The following is a 20,332-nucleotide window of genomic DNA, read 5'->3' as shown; positions in this document are numbered from 1 at the left end:
TGCTTCAAAAATTTATTATATTGAAATAAATTTATACTTGCCGCTTTATTGCCGATACAGAGCAATAAGCTGATTCAGCCTAGTTAGGATTTTTATGCGTATTTTATTTTTGTTTTTTATTCTTTTATTTACCTCTTCTACAGCACTTGCCGTAACTAAAAATATGCAGGCAGTGCAAATCTATACAGATAATCAATTGCTTGATCTAATAAAGGATAACAAGCACTTGAGCCAAGTTGTCTTGGATGAATGCCAATTAGTGCAAGACATTGAAGCGCGTGCTAATAAAGCTAATATGCCTTCCTACCAATTCTTATGGGGGGATATGTTGGCCTATGGTGTCTGTGTCAAAAAAGATATTCCACTGGGATTGCATTATATGCATTTAGCCGCGGATCAGGGGTTAGCGGAAGGTTTAGAGCAATTAGGGCGTTATTATCATATTGGTAAGTTTATGCAGGTTGATATTGAACGTGCCCTTGTTTACTTAAAAACAGCAGCCAGTTTAGATAATTTAGCCGCGCAAATACGTTTAGCCGAGTTATACCAACAGGATTATGGTAGTCCATTAGATTACCCTGCGCTGTATTCCCAATTACATCATTCTTTAACAGATGACAAAGTAACTCATAAAAAAATCAGTCAGTTATTAGCAACTCTTGCCAGTAAAATGCCAAGTAAAGTAGTCGATGAAGCTAAAAGAACTAGCTATACCAATTAAATGAGGGGTAGCTTTCAATGTGAATAAGTTTCAATAGTAAGGCGCTTGCTTGAGAACAGCGAACTATTGGCATTGAAAGTAACGAAGTTATAGGCATTTAAGGCCTTTTACAATGAGCACTTAGTTTGTGTAGTTATTATCTTGTAAATTAAGCATTGCTGAGTAAGCGAGTAATTTAAAGTTTATGATATACTGGCAGCATTATCCTTAAATACTGACCTCTTATAGTGACCTATAACGATCCACACGCTAAACGCGAAGCTAAAAAATATGAAAAGCCAGTCGCCTCACGCGAACTATTGTTATCAATCATTGAAAAATGCTCGCCGCCGCCAACCTTTAATAGCTTAATTAAAACGTTAAAGTACGATGAAGAATACCAACTTATTGGTGTGAAACGTCGTTTACGCGCTATGGAAAATAGTGGTCAGTTAATTTTTAATAAATTTAAGCAATATGCTGTGCCGGAAAAAAATAGCCTAGTGATCGGTAAAGTTATTGGCCACCGCGACGGTTTTGGTTTCTTTTCCCCTGATGACTCATCCATTACCGATAAAAAAGGTAAAGACTTTTATATCTCTTCTCATGAAATGCAACGTGTTTTTCATGGTGATATTGTGCAAGCAATTTTAGTTGACCGAACTGATCGTAAAGGCCGTAAAGAAGTCAAAATTATTGAAGTTATTGAGCCGCGAAAAGCGCCAATAGTTGGACGATTACATGTTGACCATCATATTTGTTCTGTAGTTGCTGAAGACAGCAAAATAAAACAAGAAGTCCTTATCGACCCAGAACATAGAATGGGTGCAAGGCACGGGCAAATGGTGGTGGTTGAATTAGTGCAAAGGCCAACTAAACGCTCCCATGCTATTGGTAATGTTATTGAAGTATTGGGTGATCATCTTGCCCCAGGTATGGAAATAGAGATAGCTTTACGCGCCCATGATTTACCGCACCAATTTTCGCATATGGTGCAAGCTGAAACCGCTAATATTGCTGATGAGGTTGAAGAGTCGGCTAAGTTACCACGCACAGATTTACGTGATTTACCGCTAGTAACTATAGATGGTGAAGATGCACGAGATTTTGATGATGCGGTCTATTGTCAACCGAAAAAATCAGGTGGTTGGCGCTTGTGGGTTGCTATCGCAGATGTTAGTTATTATGTGCAGCATGGCACCGCCTTAGATGATGAAGCTATTTCACGTGGTAATTCGGTGTATTTCCCTAGCCAAGTTATTCCTATGTTGCCAGAGAAACTATCTAATGGTTTATGTTCACTAAACCCTGATGTTGACCGTTTATGTATGGTTTGTGAAATGACGGTTAGTGCTAGTGGTAAACTATCTGGCAGCAAGTTTTATCCGGCAGTAATGAATTCTCATGCCCGTTTTACTTACACTAAAGTGGCAGCCATTCTTGATGGTGATGAAGCGCTTTGCCAAGAATATGCACCACTGGTTCCTGATTTACAAAATCTTGAGCAAATGTATCTGGCGTTAACTGATGCTCGTCTTAAACGTGGTGCTATCGCTTTTGAAACACAAGAGTCGATATTTCTTTTTAATGAAGATAAAAAAATTGCCAGTGTTGTGCCATTAATTCGCAATGATGCACATAAAATTATTGAAGAGTGTATGATTTTGGCGAACGTCGCCACGGCTAAATTTATCGAAAAGCATGAAAAACCCGGCTTATTCCGCGTACATGACAAACCAAGTGAAGATAAGTACCGAAACTTCGTTACTTATTTAAATGAGCTTGGTTTATCGTTACCGTCCAAAGAAGCGCCAGAGCCTAGAGATTATGGTGATATTTTAGCTAAAGTTGCTGGACGCCCTGATCAAGAGCTGATTCAGACTATGTTATTGCGCTCAATGCGCCAAGCGGTTTATCAAAGTGACAATGAAGGTCATTTTGGTTTAGCGTTACCTTCATATAGCCATTTTACTTCGCCTATTCGTCGTTACCCTGATTTAGTGGTACACAGGGTGATTAAGGCCATCTTAGAAAAAGCTTCAAAAAGTGAAGCTAATGAAGGCAGTTATGATTACACATTAGAGGAAGTGATTGAGTTAGGTGAACATTGCTCGATGACAGAAAGACGCGCTGATGAAGCAACCCGTGATGTTGCTGATTGGCTTAAATGTGAGTTTATGCAAGATCATGTTGGTGATAACTTCACTGGCGTAATTTCTACAGTGACTAACTTTGGTATGTTTGTTCGTTTAAAAGATTTACATATTGAAGGTTTGGTTCATATCACCTCCCTTGGTCGTGATTTCTACCACTTTGATGATGTTCGTATGTGTCTAACTGGCGAGCATAGCGGTAATAAGTTCCGAGTTGGTGATGAGATTCGTGTACAAGTTGCCGCGGTTAATCTTGATGAAAAGAAAATAGATCTACGTCTTGAAGGTGTTGATAATGACAGTGACTTTCAAGGTCAATCGAAGAGCAAAACTAAGGGTAAGTCTAAGAGCAAAGGTGGTAGACGTTCAGGGAAAATCGCTGAGGAAAATCAATCTACTGGCAATAAAGTGACAGCTAAAAAAAGCAAGTCTAAAAGTGGCTCTAAAGGCGCATCTAAAGATTCTCCTAAAGTAAAAGCGAAAGAAAAAAGTAAAGTGAAAAAGCGTAGTGCTCGTAAAAAACGTCCAGGTAAAAATGCTCGAAAGAATACTAACAGTAAATCGACAAAAGAGTAAAATAAACCCTTATCACTTAGGTTGTTAACTTAAAGACAGAGAAAGAACATGGCAAAAAATGAAGAGTTAGTTTTTGGTATTCACGCAGTTAATGCCTTAATTAACGTAGCACCGGAGCGTTTTATTGAAATATGGCTATTAAAAGGTCGTGAAGATGAGCGCATGATGTCAATCATTAATTTAACTCGTAAATACGGTATCGGTACTCAATTGGTCAGTCGTAAAGTGCTTGATGAAAAAAGCGAAGGTGAGCAGCACCAAGGCGTAATTGCCCGTGTTAGACCTGGTAAAGCCTATACCGAAAATGATTTAGATGACATTTTACTCGCTGCTGAGAAAAAAGGTGTGCCACCATTCTTTCTCATTTTAGATGGTGTCACTGACCCACATAACTTAGGTGCTTGTTTACGTAATGCCGATGCTGCCGGCGTACAAGCTATCATAGTACCAAAAGACAATGCTGCTCAAATTACGCCAACTGTACGTAAAGTTGCCGTTGGCGCAGTTGAAAGTGTACCTTTGGTACAAGTAACTAATTTATCAAGAACAATGAAACAACTTCAAAAACAAGGTGTTTGGATTATAGGTACAGCAGGCGAAACTGACACTTGTTTATATGATGTTAAGCTATCTGGATCTCTAGCACTTGTAATGGGCGCTGAAGGTAAAGGTATGCGCCGGTTAACCCGAGAAAATTGTGACCAACTCGTTAAGTTACCTATGGCAGGCACAGTTTCTAGTTTAAATGTATCAGTGGCTACAGGCATTTGCTTGTTTGAAATGGTACGTCAACGTTCAATCTGATGATGGACTCATTAGAATCTATACTAAAAAGGAAAGTTTACCCATGAAAAAAATATCTATTGCTTTGACTTTGATCTTCGCAGTTTTACTTATTGCGCCAAAATTTATTGGCTCTGTCGTTGAGAGCGAACGAGAAAAAGTGCTTGCAGAATTGAATGAAACTGACGGAATTAGCTTAACCACTAGTACATATAATAATGGTTGGTTTGGTGCAACAGTAAGTTCAGAGTTGACTGTCGACCTTGAAGACGATGGTTTAGCTGATATAACCTTGCAGTTAAAAGAAAACCTTTCTTTTGGCCCAATAATCATTACTGAACAAGCTTGGCATCTAGGTTTAGGTTATTCAGCGATGACATTTAACTTTTCAGCTGCAGATGTTGATGAAAAAATCATTAAGCTTATTAATGAAAAGCTTCATCTAGGCGTTTTACTTAGTTTTAATAAAGATGTAACCACTTTTATTAATGCTGAAGAAATGAGTTATGAAGATGGCGAAGGTGCCATAGTCTCTGCTCCTGCTACTGCACAATTCACCCTAATAAATAATGAACACATTAGTGGTGATTTCTCTTGGGGTGGATTGGAACTTAAAGATAAAAATCAACGCTTTGTTATCGGTAATGTGGCTATGTCAACAGTGCAAAAAGTTGTCAGTGGTGATTATTTACAAGGTACTGCAATTTTAACTGGTGATGCGACATTCAATGTTGAAAAAATAGATATGTATGAGCAGAAAAATCATATTTTCTCATTAACGGATGCTGGGCTAAGCAGTGTAGTTTCATTAGATAATGATTTATTAGCACTAGCAATAAAATATCATGCAAAAGAAATTAGTGCATCAGGCCAGAGTTTTGAACAGCCTAATTTAGAAGTGGTAATAGCCAATGTTGATGTTAATGCTTTACAAGAACTAAATGATACGATGGCAAGCTTATCAACAGGAGTGGCAGGACAAGATGACTCGGCGGAATTATTGGCTGCTTTATCAGCAGTAGCTGAAAAAGTTTTAGCGAAAGATCCTACTTTGAAAGTGACTGATTTAAGTGTGGTTACTGAACAAGGGAAAATTGCCAGTGAATTTAACTTAAACATCAATAAAGATTTATTTGATGTAAATAATATAAATTCTATGGCCATGATTATGGCATTAGAAGCCGATGCAAAAGGGAAGGCTCCAATGGCTTTTCTGGCTAAATTAGGCGTGGCTCCAATGGTTGATAATTTTGTCACGCAAGGTTACTTAACCAAGCAAGATGATGAAGTTAGCTTTGAAGCGAAATATGTACAAAGCCAATTAACAATTAATGGTAAAGCATTTCAGTTATAGGCTTTAGCCTTTGAGCTTAGGGTTAATCACTGAGCCAGTATAAGAGTAAATTAGAGAGACAAAAAAGGCTTATTGTTTTAAACAATAAGCCTTTTTTAATGTAATTTTAGCAGCAGATTTCAGGTTACTTACTTTGGTTTACTTGTAGTAGCTTAAACATTTTTCTACTTCATTTTTAGAACCCATAATAACTTCAACACGTTGGTGAATGCTATCAGGTTCAATATCCATAATACGGCCTTGGCTAGTCATGGCTAAACCGCCAGCTTGTTCAAGTAAAAATGCCATTGGGTTCGCTTCATACATTAAACGTAGTTTGTATGGTTGCTCTGGTTTTCTGCTATCAGCAGGGTAAGTGAAAATGCCACCGCGACATAACACACGATGAATATCACCTACCATGGCTGCAATCCAGCGCATATTGAAGTTTTTACCACGAGGACCAGTATCACCAGCAAGTAGATCATCGATGTAGCTTTGCATTGGTTTTTGCCAAAAACGTTGGTTTGACATGTTTATAGCAAACTCTTGTGTATCAGTAGGTACTTGAACATTACGCTCTACTAATAAGAAACCACCATGGGTTCTGTCTAATACATAAAAATGGGTGCCACTGCCTGTAGTCATTACTAACATGGTTGATGGGCCGTAAAGTACATAACCGGCACAAACTTGCGTGTTACCTGCTTGTTTGAACATATCATCATCGCCAGCTTTAATATCTGTTGGCGCTTCATGAATTGAGAAAATAGTACCAATTAATGAGTTGATGTCGATGTTCGAGCTACCATCAAGGGGATCAAAAGAAACAATGTATTTGCCATTTTCATCACCCGCAACAGAATGATCTTCTTCTTCTGATGAAATCGCTTTAACAAAACCAGACTCAAGTAAAATATCTTTGAATAATTCATTGGCAACGACATCTAATTGTTTCTGAACTTCGCCTTGAATATTTTCATCCAGGGTTGAGCCCATGACATCACCTAAGTGACCTTGGCTAACACGGAATGAGATTTCTTTGGTGGCAGCTAAAATAGTTTTTATTAATGAAATTAAATCAAGAGGTACATTGTCTTGACGTAAAGCTGGGGCTAGTCGTTGCATTAGGTTACCTAAATTACTTTAAAGTTAATTGTATACTTTATAAAATTTGCCAATGATAATGGCAGTCAGAAATTTTATCATTACAGCTGAAAGTTTTCATGAAACTATTCAAAATGATATTGACGATAATTATAGCAAGCTTATAGCTGATCTTAGTAGCCTTTCCTTGATATTTAGTTGCTGTTTATTGATAAATCTAGTGAGGTTATCATTTATAGTGGTTACCAAATAAAGTAAGTAATTGGTAATGACTATATTGCATACTCTGTAATGCTCCCTATTTAAAAGGAAAAAATATGAATTTTGTTCGTAGCTTGATGTTTTTATCTATTTGCTTGGCTTTTACCGCTAGTGCTGCTGATGTTAATAAAACAAATTTTACTAATTTTATAAAAGATAAAACCTTACAACAGGGCTATTTTTCTTTTTATCATGATGAAGATGAAGGCAAGGTTTATTTGCAGATAGAGCAATTTGAGCAACAGTTTTTATTTCAGTCAAGTTTACCCCACGGTATAGGCTCTAATGATATTGGTTTAGACCGAGGTCAGCTTGGTGATACCCGTTTAGTGCAATTCGAACGAGTTGGCAATAAAGTGTTTTTAAGGCAGTTGAATCCTTATTACCGAGCAAACTCTAACAACTCATTAGAGCAACAGGCGGTTGATGAAGCTTTTGCCAGCTCCATTATTTGGGGCTTTAAGGTGGTTGCTAGTAATAAAAGCAATAAGAAAAGTAAAAGCACTAATAAAGTTTTAATCGATTACACCCCTTTTTTACTGTCAGACATTCATAATATTACTCAAACCTTAAAAAAAGCTAAGCAAGGCAACTTTAAAATAGATGAAAGTCGCAGTGGTTTGTATAGCAAGCGCACAAAAGCTTTTCCTGATAATACTGAGTTAGAAGCTACGGTAACTTTTAAAGGTACTGATGCGGGTAAGTACTTAAAAGCAGTAACGCCAGATGCTAGTGCGGTAACTGTAAATTTACATCATTCATTAATAAAACTGCCCGATGATAATTATCAAACTCGTCAGTTTCATCCTTACAGTGGTTACTGGTCGATAGATTACGCAGATTACGCTAGTGCTATTGATGAGCCGTTGATCAAACGTTTAATACCTCGTCATCGTTTAACAAAGAAAGATCCTTCGGCATTGAGCAGTGCAGCAGTTGAACCTATTGTTTATTACCTTGATGCGGGTGTACCTGACCCAATTCGCAGTGCATTAATTGAAGGCGCCATGTGGTGGCAGCAAGCTTTTAGTGATATTGGTTATCAAGATGCTTTTCAAGTAAAAATATTACCAGAAGATGTAGATCCAATGGATGTACGTTATAACGTTATTCAATGGGTACATAGGGCTACAAGAGGTTGGTCTTATGGCAGCTCTGTTATTGACCCTCGTACAGGAGAGATCATCAAAGGTCATGTTACTTTAGGCTCATTACGGGTTAGACAAGATTACTTAATTGCGCTTGGTTTAACGTCTCCGTTCTCTAATAATGAAACGGGTAAAACTACAGACACTAGCAAGATGCAAGCAATGGCATTAGCACGTATTCGTCAGTTATCAGCTCATGAGGTAGGTCATACTTTAGGGATTGCTCACAACTTTGCTGCTAGTGTTAATGACCGTGCTTCGGTAATGGATTATCCACATCCTTTTATTACCTTAGATGAGCAGGGGGAAATAGATTTATCTCAAGCTTATAAAGAAAATATTGGCCTATGGGATAAATATGTTATTGCTTATGGTTATGGAGATTATGCAAAAATAGAAAATAGTGATGAAGCGCAGCAACTGACAAAACTTGTTAAAAAAACACAAGCACAAGGTCTGTTATATGTTTCAGATCCCGATGCCCGTCCTGCCTCTGGTGCACATAATACCGGACATTTATGGGATAACGGTAGCAATGCCGCGCAAGAGTTAAGCCGAGTAATGAAAGTGCGCGCTAAAGCATTAGAAAACTTTGGTTTGAATTCAATTGCGCCTAATACACCACTTTCAGAGTTGGAACAGGCGTTGGTACCTATCTATAACTTTCACCGCTATCAAGTTGAAGCAACGGCGAAACTAATTGCTGGTGTTGATTACGCTTATGAAGTGAAGAGTACCCATAGCGAAACAACGAGCAATACGACGGGGGATATGGAAAGCTCAGAAGAAATAAGCTCTGCAGATGTAATCGATGCTGCCCGTGAGATAGAAGCAGACCAGCAGCGTGTGCAAGCTGTTTCAGCGGCTATGCAACAGCAGGCCTTAACAGCGCTTTTATCAACCTTAGATAGTGACTTCTTAACTTTATCTGAAGATATTATCAGCCTTATCCCTCCTAAAGCTTATGGTTATACACGTACCAGAGAAAGTTTTGCTTCACAAACCGGCATTACCTTTGATGCGATTAGTGCCGCGCAGGCAAGTGCCAAACATACCATAGCGTTATTATTAAATAATGAACGTTTAGCGCGTTTGCAACAACAAGCGGCGCGATACCAGCAAAGTAATGCTCGTGGCCAACAAGTTAATGCCATTTTTTCAGTACAGCAAGTCATTACCCAATTAGTTAAGAATACGATTAAAAAGAGCCCAGAAACCGGTTTGGCTTTGTTAGTGCAGCAAAGGGTGAATCAACAAGTGGTTGAGCAACTGCTGACCCTATGGCATAAAAAGGATTTAGTTACTGAAGTGCGCAGTGAAATTTATGTTAGCTTAGGGGGGTTAATTGAGTGGCTTGATGATAACAATGATAGTCGACGTTATGCTGCATTATCTACGCAGTTTATTTTACTCGAACAGCAGATTAAATTTAGCTTAAAGCAAAATAAACTCGCGGTACCGGCTAGTAAAATAACAATGCCTCCAGGCTCTCCTATTGGTAGCTAAATTACTAATAGTTGCTGTTAAATAGTTTAAAATCGTCACGGAGTTAAATCGTCGTGACGATTTTTATTTATTTGTATGTATTGATTAGGGGCTGTTGAACACTCTCGAACAAAATTTAACCCTGAAAGATCAACAGCCTCTAATTCATACCAATGAAGGGGGGATTTTGTCTAAACGAAAATGCAGGTTAGTGTGTAATTAATACGTTTAAGCTTTATAACTCGTAGTCTTTCCGCTGTATAAATAATCAAAATATAGGTGAACATTCCTGTTGGCTATTTTCTATAAATAAGCGACTCTTTTGCTTAAATAACCTGAACTCTGGATAAGCAGCATTTGCTCAATATTCCCCTTCATCTAATTATCAGCGTTAAAACGTCGATAAATAACCGGTTATTTATAAACCTTTTGCCTTGATAATCGAATAAATTGAAACATTGATAGCGTATATTGCTATTTAATCCGGTAAATTTTATTTTAAATAGCCATAAGTTGTTGTTTTTACTTAAACATCAAGCGCTCATTGTCCAGAATTCAGGTTAAATAAATAGCATGCTATTTATGGAGATATTTCTGCGTCCCCTAGCATTTTTCTCCTAAGTATTGGCCTGCCTATTAATGACAAGTGGTATCTAGATCTAGACAAACTTTTATAGAATAAGTCTTTCTGTGAATATATATTCAAATTAAATCTATTTTTATACGTTCCTGTAGTGTTTTATATGTTCTACCAGGTATGAATATACCTTTTCAATTATACGATAAATGTAGATTATATTGTATATCATGTTATCGTTGTGTTAATTAGGTGTTAATTTAATCGTTTGTTTGCCGGTAATTTGATCTGCATCAGGTTTTATTTCAAAAAATAGTTTTATTTGGTTTTTATATTTGAAAATATTTACACGAAAAAGATCGAAGTTTTCTTGTATATAAAATTACATTAAAGCTAGGTGTATTCTCACTCTCTCGGCATTGGCACCGGTTGAAAATGTATCAATATGTACGGGCTATTTAAGTATTATTAAAAATACTGTAGGGAATTATTTTTTTTTCCTATTGAAATCAATGTACCGCTGTTTTATAAATAATTGTCTGGTTTGTTTTGTAAACATAGTAATAAACAATCAAATAAAATAATAAAAATAATAAAAATAATGAAAAAGTGAATAATTATAACAATAGTCCAATATAGGGAAGAAATAATATGTCTAATAAATTCCGTACGGGTACTCTAGCGCTAGCAATTAGCATGGCGTTAGGTACTGTATCTGCAAATGCTGCAGAAGATAGTACTAGCAAAGTAGAAAAAGATGTAGAACGAATCGCTGTTGTTGGTACAAGATCTGCTCCTAGATCTGTTGCTGATTCACCAGTACCAATTGATATTGTTGGTGGCGATGAACTCGGTAAAAATGCTTCAAGTGATATGCTTGATATGCTGCAAGGAGCAATTCCTTCATTAAATGTTCGCCAGCAGCCAATATCAGATGCTGCCTCTTTTATTCGTCCGGTTAACTTACGTGGTTTATCATCAGACAGTACGTTAGTTTTACTAAATGGCAAACGACGTCATAGGGCTTCTGTTATTGCCTTTCAAGGTGGTGGCGTAAATGATGGTGCCCAAGGTCCTGATATTTCAGTAATTCCTAGTGTTGCGATAAAACAAGTAGAAGTACTTCGTGATGGTGCTGCTGCACAATATGGCTCAGATGCCATTGCTGGTGTTTTGAACTTTGTCTTAAAAGATAGTGCTGACGGTGGCTCCATGTCGGTAAAAGCAGGCGAATATTATGAAGGTGACGGTGGCTTATTGGTCGTCGATGGTAATATTGGTATGCCGTTTACGGATGATGGTTTTGCTAACTTAAGCTTTCAGTATAAAACTGCTGAAGCCACTAGCCGAAGTGTGCAACGTCCAGATGCTCAGGGATTAATAGATGCAGGTAACACAGCTGTAGCCAGCCCAGCAATGGTTTGGGGTAATCCCGATATTGAAGATGATATTACACTATTTGGTAATGTCGGTCTTGATTTAGGTAATGATAACGAATTTTATATGTTTGGTAACTATTCTGATCGTACTGCGACAGGTGGTTATTACTATCGTAATCCACAAAATCGTGGTGGTGTATTTACTGGTGTAAACCCTGCTATTTTAGCCATGGACCCTCTGGCTTATGATGGCATTGATAATCCATTGTTAGTCGGTGATTCAACGGGTAATATGTCTGGTAATTGCCCTATTATTGATGCATCACAAGCCAATGTTCTAAATGATCCTGCTTATATTTCTGGAATTCAGAATAATGATGATTGTTGGACATTTAATGAACTTATGCCTGGTGGTTATACACCACAATTTACTGGTGTTATTAATGATGTTTCTTTAACTATGGGTACTAGAGGTGACATTCAAGAGGGGTTCTTAGAGGACGCTTATTATGACATCAGTGGCTCAGTAGGTAGAAACAAGTCAACTTATACCCTAGTCAATACCGTAAACCCATCTTTGGGGGCATTAAACGCTAGCCAACCTAATAATGCATTTGAAGCGGGTTCTTATATTCAGTTAGAAAAATCTTTTAATGCTGATCTAGTCAAAGGTATAGATGTTGGCTTAGACGATATGATGAACTTTGCAACGGGTTTTGAATGGCGTCAAGAGAGCTTTGAAATAATCTCGGGTGAACAAGCGTCATGGGAACAGGGTCCTCTAGCTGATCAAGGTTTTAGTGTTGGTTCTCATGGTTTTGCTGGTTTCTCACCTGAATCTCAAGGTATCAATTCTCGTCAAAGTATTGCCGTCTACGTTGATGTGGAAGCATACCTTACTGAAGACTTCTTATTGGGTGCCGCAGTTCGCTACGAAGATTTTTCTTCTTTTGGTAATACCACGAACTATAAATTAACCGCACAATATCAAATAACTGATGAACTTGCCCTACGCGGATCTCATTCAACGGGCTTCCGCGCGCCAACTGTTGGTCAAGCAAATGTCGTTAATACGCAAACATCACTTGTTAATGGCGAATTAATTCAATCGGCAACCTATCCGCCTACCCACGTTGTCTCTGCACAGTTGGGTGGTGTTGAGCTTGAGCCAGAAGAATCACAAAGCTTTGCAATGGGTGCAGTATACCAAAGCGGTGACTTCTTTATGACGGTTGATGCTTATAGTATTGAAGTAACCGACCGTGTAGCTCAAACTGATAAGATATTTATCACTCAAGCAGATGTTGATGCGCTACAAGGTCAGTACCCAAGCCCAGAGTTATTATTAGGCGGCTCAGTTACTTTCTTTGCTAACGATTTCGATACCCAAACAACAGGTGTTGATGTAGTGATGAACTACGGTATGGACTTAATGCAGGGTGATACTAAGTTTAGTCTTGCGTATAACTACAATTCAACTGAGGTTGAGGATGCTGGTTTATTTACTTCTGACTTTAAAATTCGTCGTTTAGAGGAAGGTATTCCTGAACATCGTGGTACATTAACAATGGCACAGACCTGGGAAAGTGTAAGCATGTTTGTTCGTGCTAACTACTTTGGTGAATGGTTTGCAACCCATGCAGATGAGCCAGATGTTAATAGCTCTTATGGTTGGTCAGAAACGGCTGGCGCATCGTTTACCTTAGATGCAGAAGTTAGCTATTATGTTAATGAGAGCTGGATATTATCTGTAGGTGCTAACAACATTCTTGATACAAAAGCACAAGAGTTACAAAAAGATGTTGTTCCTGGTGATGGTCAAGGTGCTTATGGCGTTGTAAGCGGTGTCTATTACGAAAGTGGGCCATTTGATTACAGCGGCGGTTTCTACTACGTAAAAGCAACTTATAACTTTTAAGCGTTAATGTGTTTAAAGGCCGCCGCGGTCTAAACTGTTAAGTAGTTATTTTCTACTACTGATTATTTAGACTAATTAAAATTAGCGGCTGCAATATTTAATGAGCATCATTTTTGATGCTCATTAAATATTTATACTCCCCCTAGGGTCTGCTGCCCTTTGGGGTTCATTTAAAGCGATCTTACTCCTTGTTGCTCGCTTTTTTAATAGAATAACTATGACACAAACCTCGCGCCGCGAATAAGCCCTCTTTAAATTGAATAAACTTTAATCCTGAAAGGTCAACAGACCCTAGTTACTCAAACTCAACTTTCCAGTGCTTCTGTTAAAGGTGTTGCTTGCTCTACCTTTTTGTTTCTTTTTGGCTTAGCCAACACCACTAAATTACCCGCTAACATTAATGCTAAACCGGTAAAGGTGTATATATCCCAGGTAAACCCTTCAACAAAACTTGAAATCACCACAGCTACCGCGGGAAACATGATGGTTGCATATGAAGCTTTATGGGCGCCGATACGTGCCAATAATGTTAAATAACAACCAAAAGCGATCACTGAGCCAAATATTGATAAATACAATAACGAGCTAATATAAGGCAAGGTGAAGGCAAAATTAAAGGTTTGCCCTTGAACGAGTGCCAGCACCAGCATAAACAACGAGCCGTATAACATGCCCCAAGCAGTGGCAGGTAATACTGGCATATTATTATGCTGATTTTTAATGGAAATCATATTGCCGGTCGAAGCGAACAGCACACCAACCATGCAAAAACCTAGGCCCAATAAGGTGCTATCTGCATATTCTACATTGCTTATTTGTGGCCAGAATAAAGTGACAATACCAACTAACCCCAGTGCACCACCAATATAAATTTGACTCGATATACGGGTTTTAAACCAAAGGCGAGCATTAACTATATTGACTATCATCAAGGTGGAAAAAGCAATACTAGTTAAGGCCGAGTTAATATGCGCTTGCGCGTTATATAGTAAGTAATAGTTACAGCCAAATAGAGTCAAACCAAAAGCGAACAGTTGCACATGTTGCTTGGCTGAAAAGCACAGCGGTAATTGCTTAAAGCGACAATAAACAAACATAATTAACGCGGCTAGACCAAAGCGGTAGACAATCGATACTTCTGGGGCTACATCACCTAATTGATAATTAATGGCAATCCAAGTTGAACCCCAAATAAGTACCGTTACGACATATAAAAAACTGTTGCTCATTAAATCTACCACCCTATAAAGAAATGTCTCAGGAAAGATGACATTGTAATGATAGTTTGATTTAATAACATGTACAGAAATATGAAAATGTAACCTATACAGTTTGGTGTGTGATCTAAACGCGTGCGATGAGAAAAAGATGAAATTATTAGATAAAAGTTCTTCGGCATATTTGTATCAGCAAGTAATTGATTTTATAGAGCATCAACAAGAAATTGGTGCTTTACAGCCCGGTGATAAATTGCCCAGTTTACGAAAACTGAGCCGCCAGTTTGAAATTAGTGTGCCAACTGTAAAGCAAGCTTATATCGAATTAGAGCGACAAGGGCGGGTAAGTGCCAGACCTCAATCGGGTTATTACTTACAAGCTGCCCAAGCGCGGACTTTAAAACCCAGGCCAGCAAAATGGGCACAATGTAAACCAGCTGAAGTACAAGGGCGCAGCATGATTGAGCAAGTTCATGCGGCGGTACATTTACCTGATACGGTTGCCTTAGGTATTTCTAACCCTATTCAAGCCCATCCGCCAGATAAAGCGCTTGCTAGATTAATGCGCTCGGTATTAAGCAAAGTATCAGAAAAAGCGGTAAGTTATGGGCCAGTAACCGGCGATGCTAAATTACGCATGCAACTGGCATTTAGATATCAAGACCAAGGTGTTGAGGTAAACCCAGATGACATCGTTATTACCAATGGTGCCCAAGAAGCGCTCTCTATTGCGCTGCAATGTGTCGCTAAACGTGGTGACATAATTGCTATTGAATCACCGTGTTTTTTTGGCATTATCGAGCTTATAGAAACATTGGGCATGAAAGCTTTAGAAGTATATACCTGTACAGAAGATGGCGTTGGTTTAGAGGAATTATCACAGGCGATTGAACAACATAATATTACCGCTTGTTTGTTTTCTACGGCGATTAACAATCCCCTTGGTTCAATGAAAACTGATGAGCAACGCCAGGCGATGGTAACGCTGTTAGAGTTGCACGATATCCCTTTAATTGAAGATGAAGTTTATAGCGAAATATATTTCACCGACAAAAAACCGAAACCAGCACAGTTGTATTCTGAAAAAGGTTTGGTAATGACCTGTTCATCTTTTTCAAAAACAGCAGCGCCTGGCTATCGTATTGGCTGGTTATTGCCAGGTAAATTTGAAGAGCAGGCCAAGCGAATTAAACGTGCTCAGTCGGCTTCGACGCCTATGCTGCAACAATGGACTTTAAATGAGTACCTACTCAGTGGTGATTATGACCGTCACCTTTGTGTATTGAGAAAGACCTTAGCTTATAACTGTGAACGCATGCGGGCGTTAGTTGCAGAGCATTTTCCTAAAGAAGTGTGTATCTCAAAACCTCAAGGAGGCAGTGTGCTTTGGTTGCGTTGTCAATCTCATGTTAATACCGCTGAATTTTTTCAACAAGCGTTGACCCAAGGGGTAAGTTTTGCCCCAGGTGCGGTATTTTCTCCTTCAGGAAAATATCAGAACTATATGCGAGTCAGTTATGGCGTGCAGTGGGGAGAGGATGTTGAAAAGGCGATTAGAACATTAGGTGAATTGGTTTTTGAGTACACCTGCCAGCAAAAAACTGTGTTAGAAAGCCATAAAATGAATAATGAAAAAATGATAAATCACCAAAGTAATCAAATAGGTAAGTTGGTGGATAAATTATGACAACAGAACTTAAAGTGTCTTTAAAATTATTATTACCATTGCTGGCTGCTATTTTAGCGGTCTCGCCACTCGCTGTGGATATGTATTTACCGGCAATGCCGACCTTAGCTGAGCACTTAAATACACCAATGAGCATGGTACAAAATAGCTTGAGTGTTTACCTACTAGGTTATGCCTTGGGTTTAATTTTATTTGGCCCTATGGCGGATAAATACTCTCGTCGAAAATTAGTTATCCTGGGCATTGGAGGTTTTGTTATTTGCAGTTTGCTACTGCCAATTGTTAACAACATTGAACAATTTCTAACTGTTAGATTTATGCAGGCCTTTATTAGTAGTGCGGCAACTGTAGTGGTACCGGGCGCCGTACGTGAATATTACGGAAAAGATACCGCTAAAGGGCTTTCTTATGTCAGTATGATCATGATGTTAGCACCAATGGTAGCGCCCAGCATTGGTAGTGTTTTATTGTTAAGCCATAGTTGGCAGCTCATTTTTTATGTCTTAGCGGCATATAGCTTTATTGTCTTGTTGTTAGTGATGAAATACTTACCTGATGCAGCCAATATTGTTAGTGCAGAAGAAGACAATAAGTCAACTAAAGTAAACCTACCATTGAGCTTTATACAGCGGTATAAAATTGTCTTGAGTAATGTAGAGGCAAGGTTGGATATTATTACTTCAATGATGATATCACTGGCCTTCTTTGCCTATATTACCGCTATTCCTTATGTGTATTTAAAGGTGTTTGCTGTCTCTGAGTACACTTTTAGTTTGTTATTCGCTTTGAATATTGTTGCCTTGATGATGGCACACTTTACCAATACACGTTTTGTAGTACGTAAAGGCTCTAGAATGATGTTACGGTGTGGTTTAACGGTAGCAATAATAGCTGCTACAGCATTAGCCTTAGTGAATATCTTACAATTGCCGTTAACTTATACCGTGGTGGCTATTTTCCCATTGATGGGCAGTATTTCGATGATCGCGGTAAATAGTGATGCACTCATATTGACTAAATTCCCTAGCCATTCAGGTACAGTTACTGCAGTAATTGGTACATTGCGTTGGGGCATTGGCGCGCTAGCAGGACCAATATTGGCTTACTTTTATGATGGCAGCGCAAAACCGTTTACTTTGTTAATGTTCTTCGCTGTGATGGTAGTGTTATGCTGTCAGCTAATAGTTTGGTTTAGCAATGAAAAGAATAAAAATATTCTTAAAGGAAAAGTTCAGCAATGAAAAATATAGCAGTTATCTTAAGTGGTTGTGGTGTTTACGACGGCAGTGAAGTTCATGAAGCTGTTTTAACATTACTGGCTATAGAACAACAAGGTGCCACATATAGTTGTTTCGCGCCTAATATAAAGCAGCACCATGTTATTAATCATCTTAACGGTGAGGTGAGCAAAGATGAAAGCCGTAATGTGTTGGTTGAAGCGGCACGCATTAACCGTGGCGATGTTGAAGACCTTATGGAATTACGTGAACAAGACTTTGATGCCATCATCTTTGTTGGCGGGTTTGGTGCTGCTAAAAACTTAAGCAGTTTTGCCTTAGATAATGATAACTATAGCGTCAATCAGCAAGTACTTATTGCCGCTAAAGCCTTTGTTAAGGTTGAAAAACCAGCCGGTTATATGTGCATTGCGCCGGCTTTATTGCCCCTTGTTTACCCTGCAGGAGTAAAAGGAACCATTGGCAAAGATAATGCTACCGCAGAATTGATCAGTGCTAAGGGCTTGACTCATATTGAATGTGGCGTCGGTAATGTCGTAGTTGATGAAGCGCATAAAGTTGTAAGTACACCTGCGTATATGTTGGCAGATTCGATTAGTGAAGCGGCCATGGGTATTAATAAACTAGTAAAATATGTGCTGGCGTTTTGCAAGTAGGTGTTGTTTTAGATGAATAAGCCATCCGTTACCCTTTTGATAAAAACTCCTATTCACTTAATTGTGCGTACGCTAATTATAATAATCTCATTGGCGCTCGGCGCTTGTCAAAGTCAGGCAATTGAAAAAAATATGACCACTAAATCTAATCACTTGGTATTTACCGAGTTTGAGCAGCAAATTGCACAAAGAATGTCGCTAGATATACGTTACTTTTGTGCGGATATTAATGGTAAGCCAAGTGTGCCAACGTCAAAGCATTGTCGACAAGCAGTTACAGTACTGCCAAATGAACTTGCGCAATTGATTCGCAGCACAAATGTTGGCGGTATTGTCTTATTTGCTGAGAATGTTCAAGAAATAGCGCAAGTGGTTAAACTAAACCATGATATTCAGCAAGCCGCGTTGCAATCACCGCAAGCTAAACCATTAATTATTTCTATGGATCAAGAAGGTGGACGTGTTGCTCGCTTTACTAAAATGACTACTTTTGCTGGTAATATGGCTATTGGCGCGAGTTACCAACAACACGGAACTCATTTTGCTAGTCAAGTTAATGGGGTTATAGCAAAAGAGCTAAAAGCCTTAGGTATTAATAATAACTATGCCCCTGTGGTTGATGTAAATACCAATGTTGATAACCCAGTGATTAATACGCGCTCATTTGGTGAGTCCCCTGAGCAGGTGGCAGAACTAGGCGCTAGTGCTGTTAACGCCATTCAGGCACAAGGCGTGATGGCAACACTTAAACACTTTCCTGGTCATGGTGATACACATGTTGATAGTCACTTAGGTTTACCACGTGTTGACCATGATAGGACGACCATAGATAAAGTTGACCTGGCTCCTTTTGCCTGGGCGATTAAGCACAGTGATCCTGCGATGATCATGACGGCTCATATTCAATACCCAACACTTGATGACAGTGTTTTTGTCAGTAAAAATGGTGAAAAACTAATTCGTCCAGCGACCATGTCCCGTAAAATTTTAACTAACTTATTAAGAGAAGATATGGCTTTTGAGGGCATTATTGCTACTGATGCTTTAGATATGGCCGGTGTTAGCCATTTTTTTAGCGAAGTTGAAGCTGTGGTAGAAACTTTTATCGCCGGCGCTGATCTTGCGGTGATGCCTTTTAAAGTGAGAACTCCAGCGGATATTGTGGCATTTAATGACTTTATTAAAGCTGTTGCTAAATCATTAAGGCAGCGAATTGAGCAAGGTAATTATCACGCTGAAGAATTCAAAGAATCAGTTGCTAGGCTTAATAAATATAAGGAGCAATATGTCGATGTGAGCGATCTTTCATTAGCGCAGCAAATATTAACGGCTAAAAGCATTATTGCCAATGACCACCACCTTGATACAGAGCAAGCCCTTGCTGATGCAGCAGTTACTGTATTGAAAGATAATCAGCGCTTGCCGCTTAATGCGACAACAATTAAACATATACACTTGGTTGTTGCCAATCAGCGAGAATTAGAGGCACTTAATTATGCGACAGCGAATGCTTTAGCAAAGAAATTATCTAAAAGTGAGTTAGCGGCTGTGAAAGTCAGTACTTTTGTTGCCGAGACTAACCAGTTTGATGCTCAGGCAGAGAGTTTGCTTGCCCAGAGTGACGTGGTAATTGCCACAGTTGACATTAAAACCGCAAGCTTAGTGGATTTAGGTGGTATGGATGATTTAAAACCAAGTTATGGTAGTGCCGCACAGCAGCAACAAAAGCTAAGCTATGCAACATTATTGAAACAAGTACTTATTGTCGCTAATAAGATAAAAACACCAGCAATACTTATTGCTAAAGGTTCACCTTTTTTGATAAACGAATATAGTGAATTAGCGGATACAGTACTACTAAATTTTGATGATAGAGTTTATCTCGATATTAACCAGCAGGCTGTTAGCCCTGGTTTTAATGCCAGTATGGCGGTTATTGTTAATGAAGTAAAAGAGCAAGGTCAGCTACCGGTGACTTTGAAAAAATAAGCCATTACTTTTATTTGTTATTGTTGTTCACTGTAACTTGGCTATAAAAAATTAGCCTGAAGCCTTAGATAAAAAAGCCGTATACTCCAAAGGGGATGCGGCTTTTTATGCTGTTATTTTTGGCT

The 20,332-nt window shown here is 38.7% G+C and carries 12 protein-coding genes; 10 read left to right on the top strand and 2 right to left on the bottom strand.

Annotated features, from left to right (window positions below; all coding sequences use genetic code 11):
- Positions 1-94: 94 nt before the first annotated feature.
- From GAB14E_RS09120 to GAB14E_RS09135, 4 genes are all read left to right on the top strand, one after another.
- Complete coding sequence (locus GAB14E_RS09120; protein ID WP_033082866.1) at positions 95-721, top strand: tetratricopeptide repeat protein; 627 nt, start codon at positions 95-97, stop codon at positions 719-721.
- 227 nt (positions 722-948) lie between these two features.
- Positions 949-3,429: a ribonuclease R gene (gene rnr / locus GAB14E_RS09125; protein WP_033082865.1), complete on the top strand. Its 2,481-nt coding sequence runs from the start codon at positions 949-951 to the stop codon at positions 3,427-3,429.
- Positions 3,430-3,477: 48 nt separating this feature from the next.
- The gene (rlmB, locus tag GAB14E_RS09130; protein ID WP_033082864.1) at positions 3,478-4,233 is read left to right on the top strand and encodes a 23S rRNA (guanosine(2251)-2'-O)-methyltransferase RlmB; all 756 of its coding nucleotides are present in this window, start codon (positions 3,478-3,480) and stop codon (positions 4,231-4,233) included.
- A 43-nt stretch (positions 4,234-4,276) separates the two neighbouring features.
- Positions 4,277-5,566: a YdgA family protein gene (locus GAB14E_RS09135; protein WP_033082863.1), complete on the top strand. Its 1,290-nt coding sequence runs from the start codon at positions 4,277-4,279 to the stop codon at positions 5,564-5,566.
- Positions 5,567-5,704: 138 nt separating this feature from the next.
- Here the strand turns inward: GAB14E_RS09135 and GAB14E_RS09140 are convergent, their stop codons facing one another.
- Positions 5,705-6,673 (bottom strand): class 1 fructose-bisphosphatase, encoded by a 969-nt coding sequence (locus GAB14E_RS09140; RefSeq protein ID WP_033082862.1) that lies wholly within the window; start codon positions 6,671-6,673, stop codon positions 5,705-5,707.
- Between the two features lie 296 nt (positions 6,674-6,969).
- On the opposite strand from GAB14E_RS09140, the gene GAB14E_RS09145 reads away from it, so the two are divergent.
- Positions 6,970-9,567 carry a zinc-dependent metalloprotease gene (locus tag GAB14E_RS09145; RefSeq protein WP_033082861.1) on the top strand — a complete coding sequence of 866 codons (2,598 nt, stop codon included), beginning with the start codon at positions 6,970-6,972 and terminating at the stop codon, positions 9,565-9,567.
- Between the two features lie 1,207 nt (positions 9,568-10,774).
- Positions 10,775-13,420, top strand: coding sequence for a TonB-dependent receptor plug domain-containing protein (locus GAB14E_RS09150; RefSeq protein ID WP_033082860.1), 2,646 nt, complete (start codon positions 10,775-10,777; stop codon positions 13,418-13,420).
- A 305-nt stretch (positions 13,421-13,725) separates the two neighbouring features.
- Here the strand turns inward: GAB14E_RS09150 and GAB14E_RS09155 are convergent, their stop codons facing one another.
- Positions 13,726-14,649, bottom strand: a complete 924-nt coding sequence (locus GAB14E_RS09155) for a DMT family transporter (protein WP_033082859.1) — start codon at positions 14,647-14,649, stop codon at positions 13,726-13,728.
- A 139-nt stretch (positions 14,650-14,788) separates the two neighbouring features.
- On the opposite strand from GAB14E_RS09155, the gene GAB14E_RS09160 reads away from it, so the two are divergent.
- From GAB14E_RS09160 to GAB14E_RS09175, 4 genes are read left to right on the top strand one after another with little or no spacing between them, the layout of a single operon-like run.
- Positions 14,789-16,324 carry an aminotransferase-like domain-containing protein gene (locus GAB14E_RS09160; protein WP_231562058.1) on the top strand — a complete coding sequence of 512 codons (1,536 nt, stop codon included), beginning with the start codon at positions 14,789-14,791 and terminating at the stop codon, positions 16,322-16,324.
- On the top strand, positions 16,321-17,565 hold the full coding sequence (locus GAB14E_RS09165; RefSeq protein WP_033082858.1) for a multidrug effflux MFS transporter: 1,245 nt from the start codon (positions 16,321-16,323) through the stop codon (positions 17,563-17,565). Before GAB14E_RS09160 ends, GAB14E_RS09165 begins: the two co-directional genes overlap by 4 nt.
- On the top strand, positions 17,562-18,218 hold the full coding sequence (elbB, locus tag GAB14E_RS09170; protein ID WP_033082857.1) for an isoprenoid biosynthesis glyoxalase ElbB: 657 nt from the start codon (positions 17,562-17,564) through the stop codon (positions 18,216-18,218). The genes GAB14E_RS09165 and elbB overlap by 4 nt, the downstream gene beginning before the upstream one ends.
- Positions 18,219-18,230: 12 nt before the next feature.
- Entirely contained in the window at positions 18,231-20,207 is a 1,977-nt protein-coding gene (locus GAB14E_RS09175) for a glycoside hydrolase family 3 protein (RefSeq protein ID WP_052093768.1), read from the top strand.
- The last annotated feature ends 125 nt before the right edge of the window (positions 20,208-20,332 follow it).

This window comes from Colwellia psychrerythraea, from assembly GCF_000764185.1.
GTDB classification, from domain to species: domain Bacteria; phylum Pseudomonadota; class Gammaproteobacteria; order Enterobacterales; family Alteromonadaceae; genus Colwellia; species Colwellia psychrerythraea_B.
Note: the sequence above shows the minus strand (reverse complement) of the source record. Positions and strands in the feature narration are given on the sequence as shown.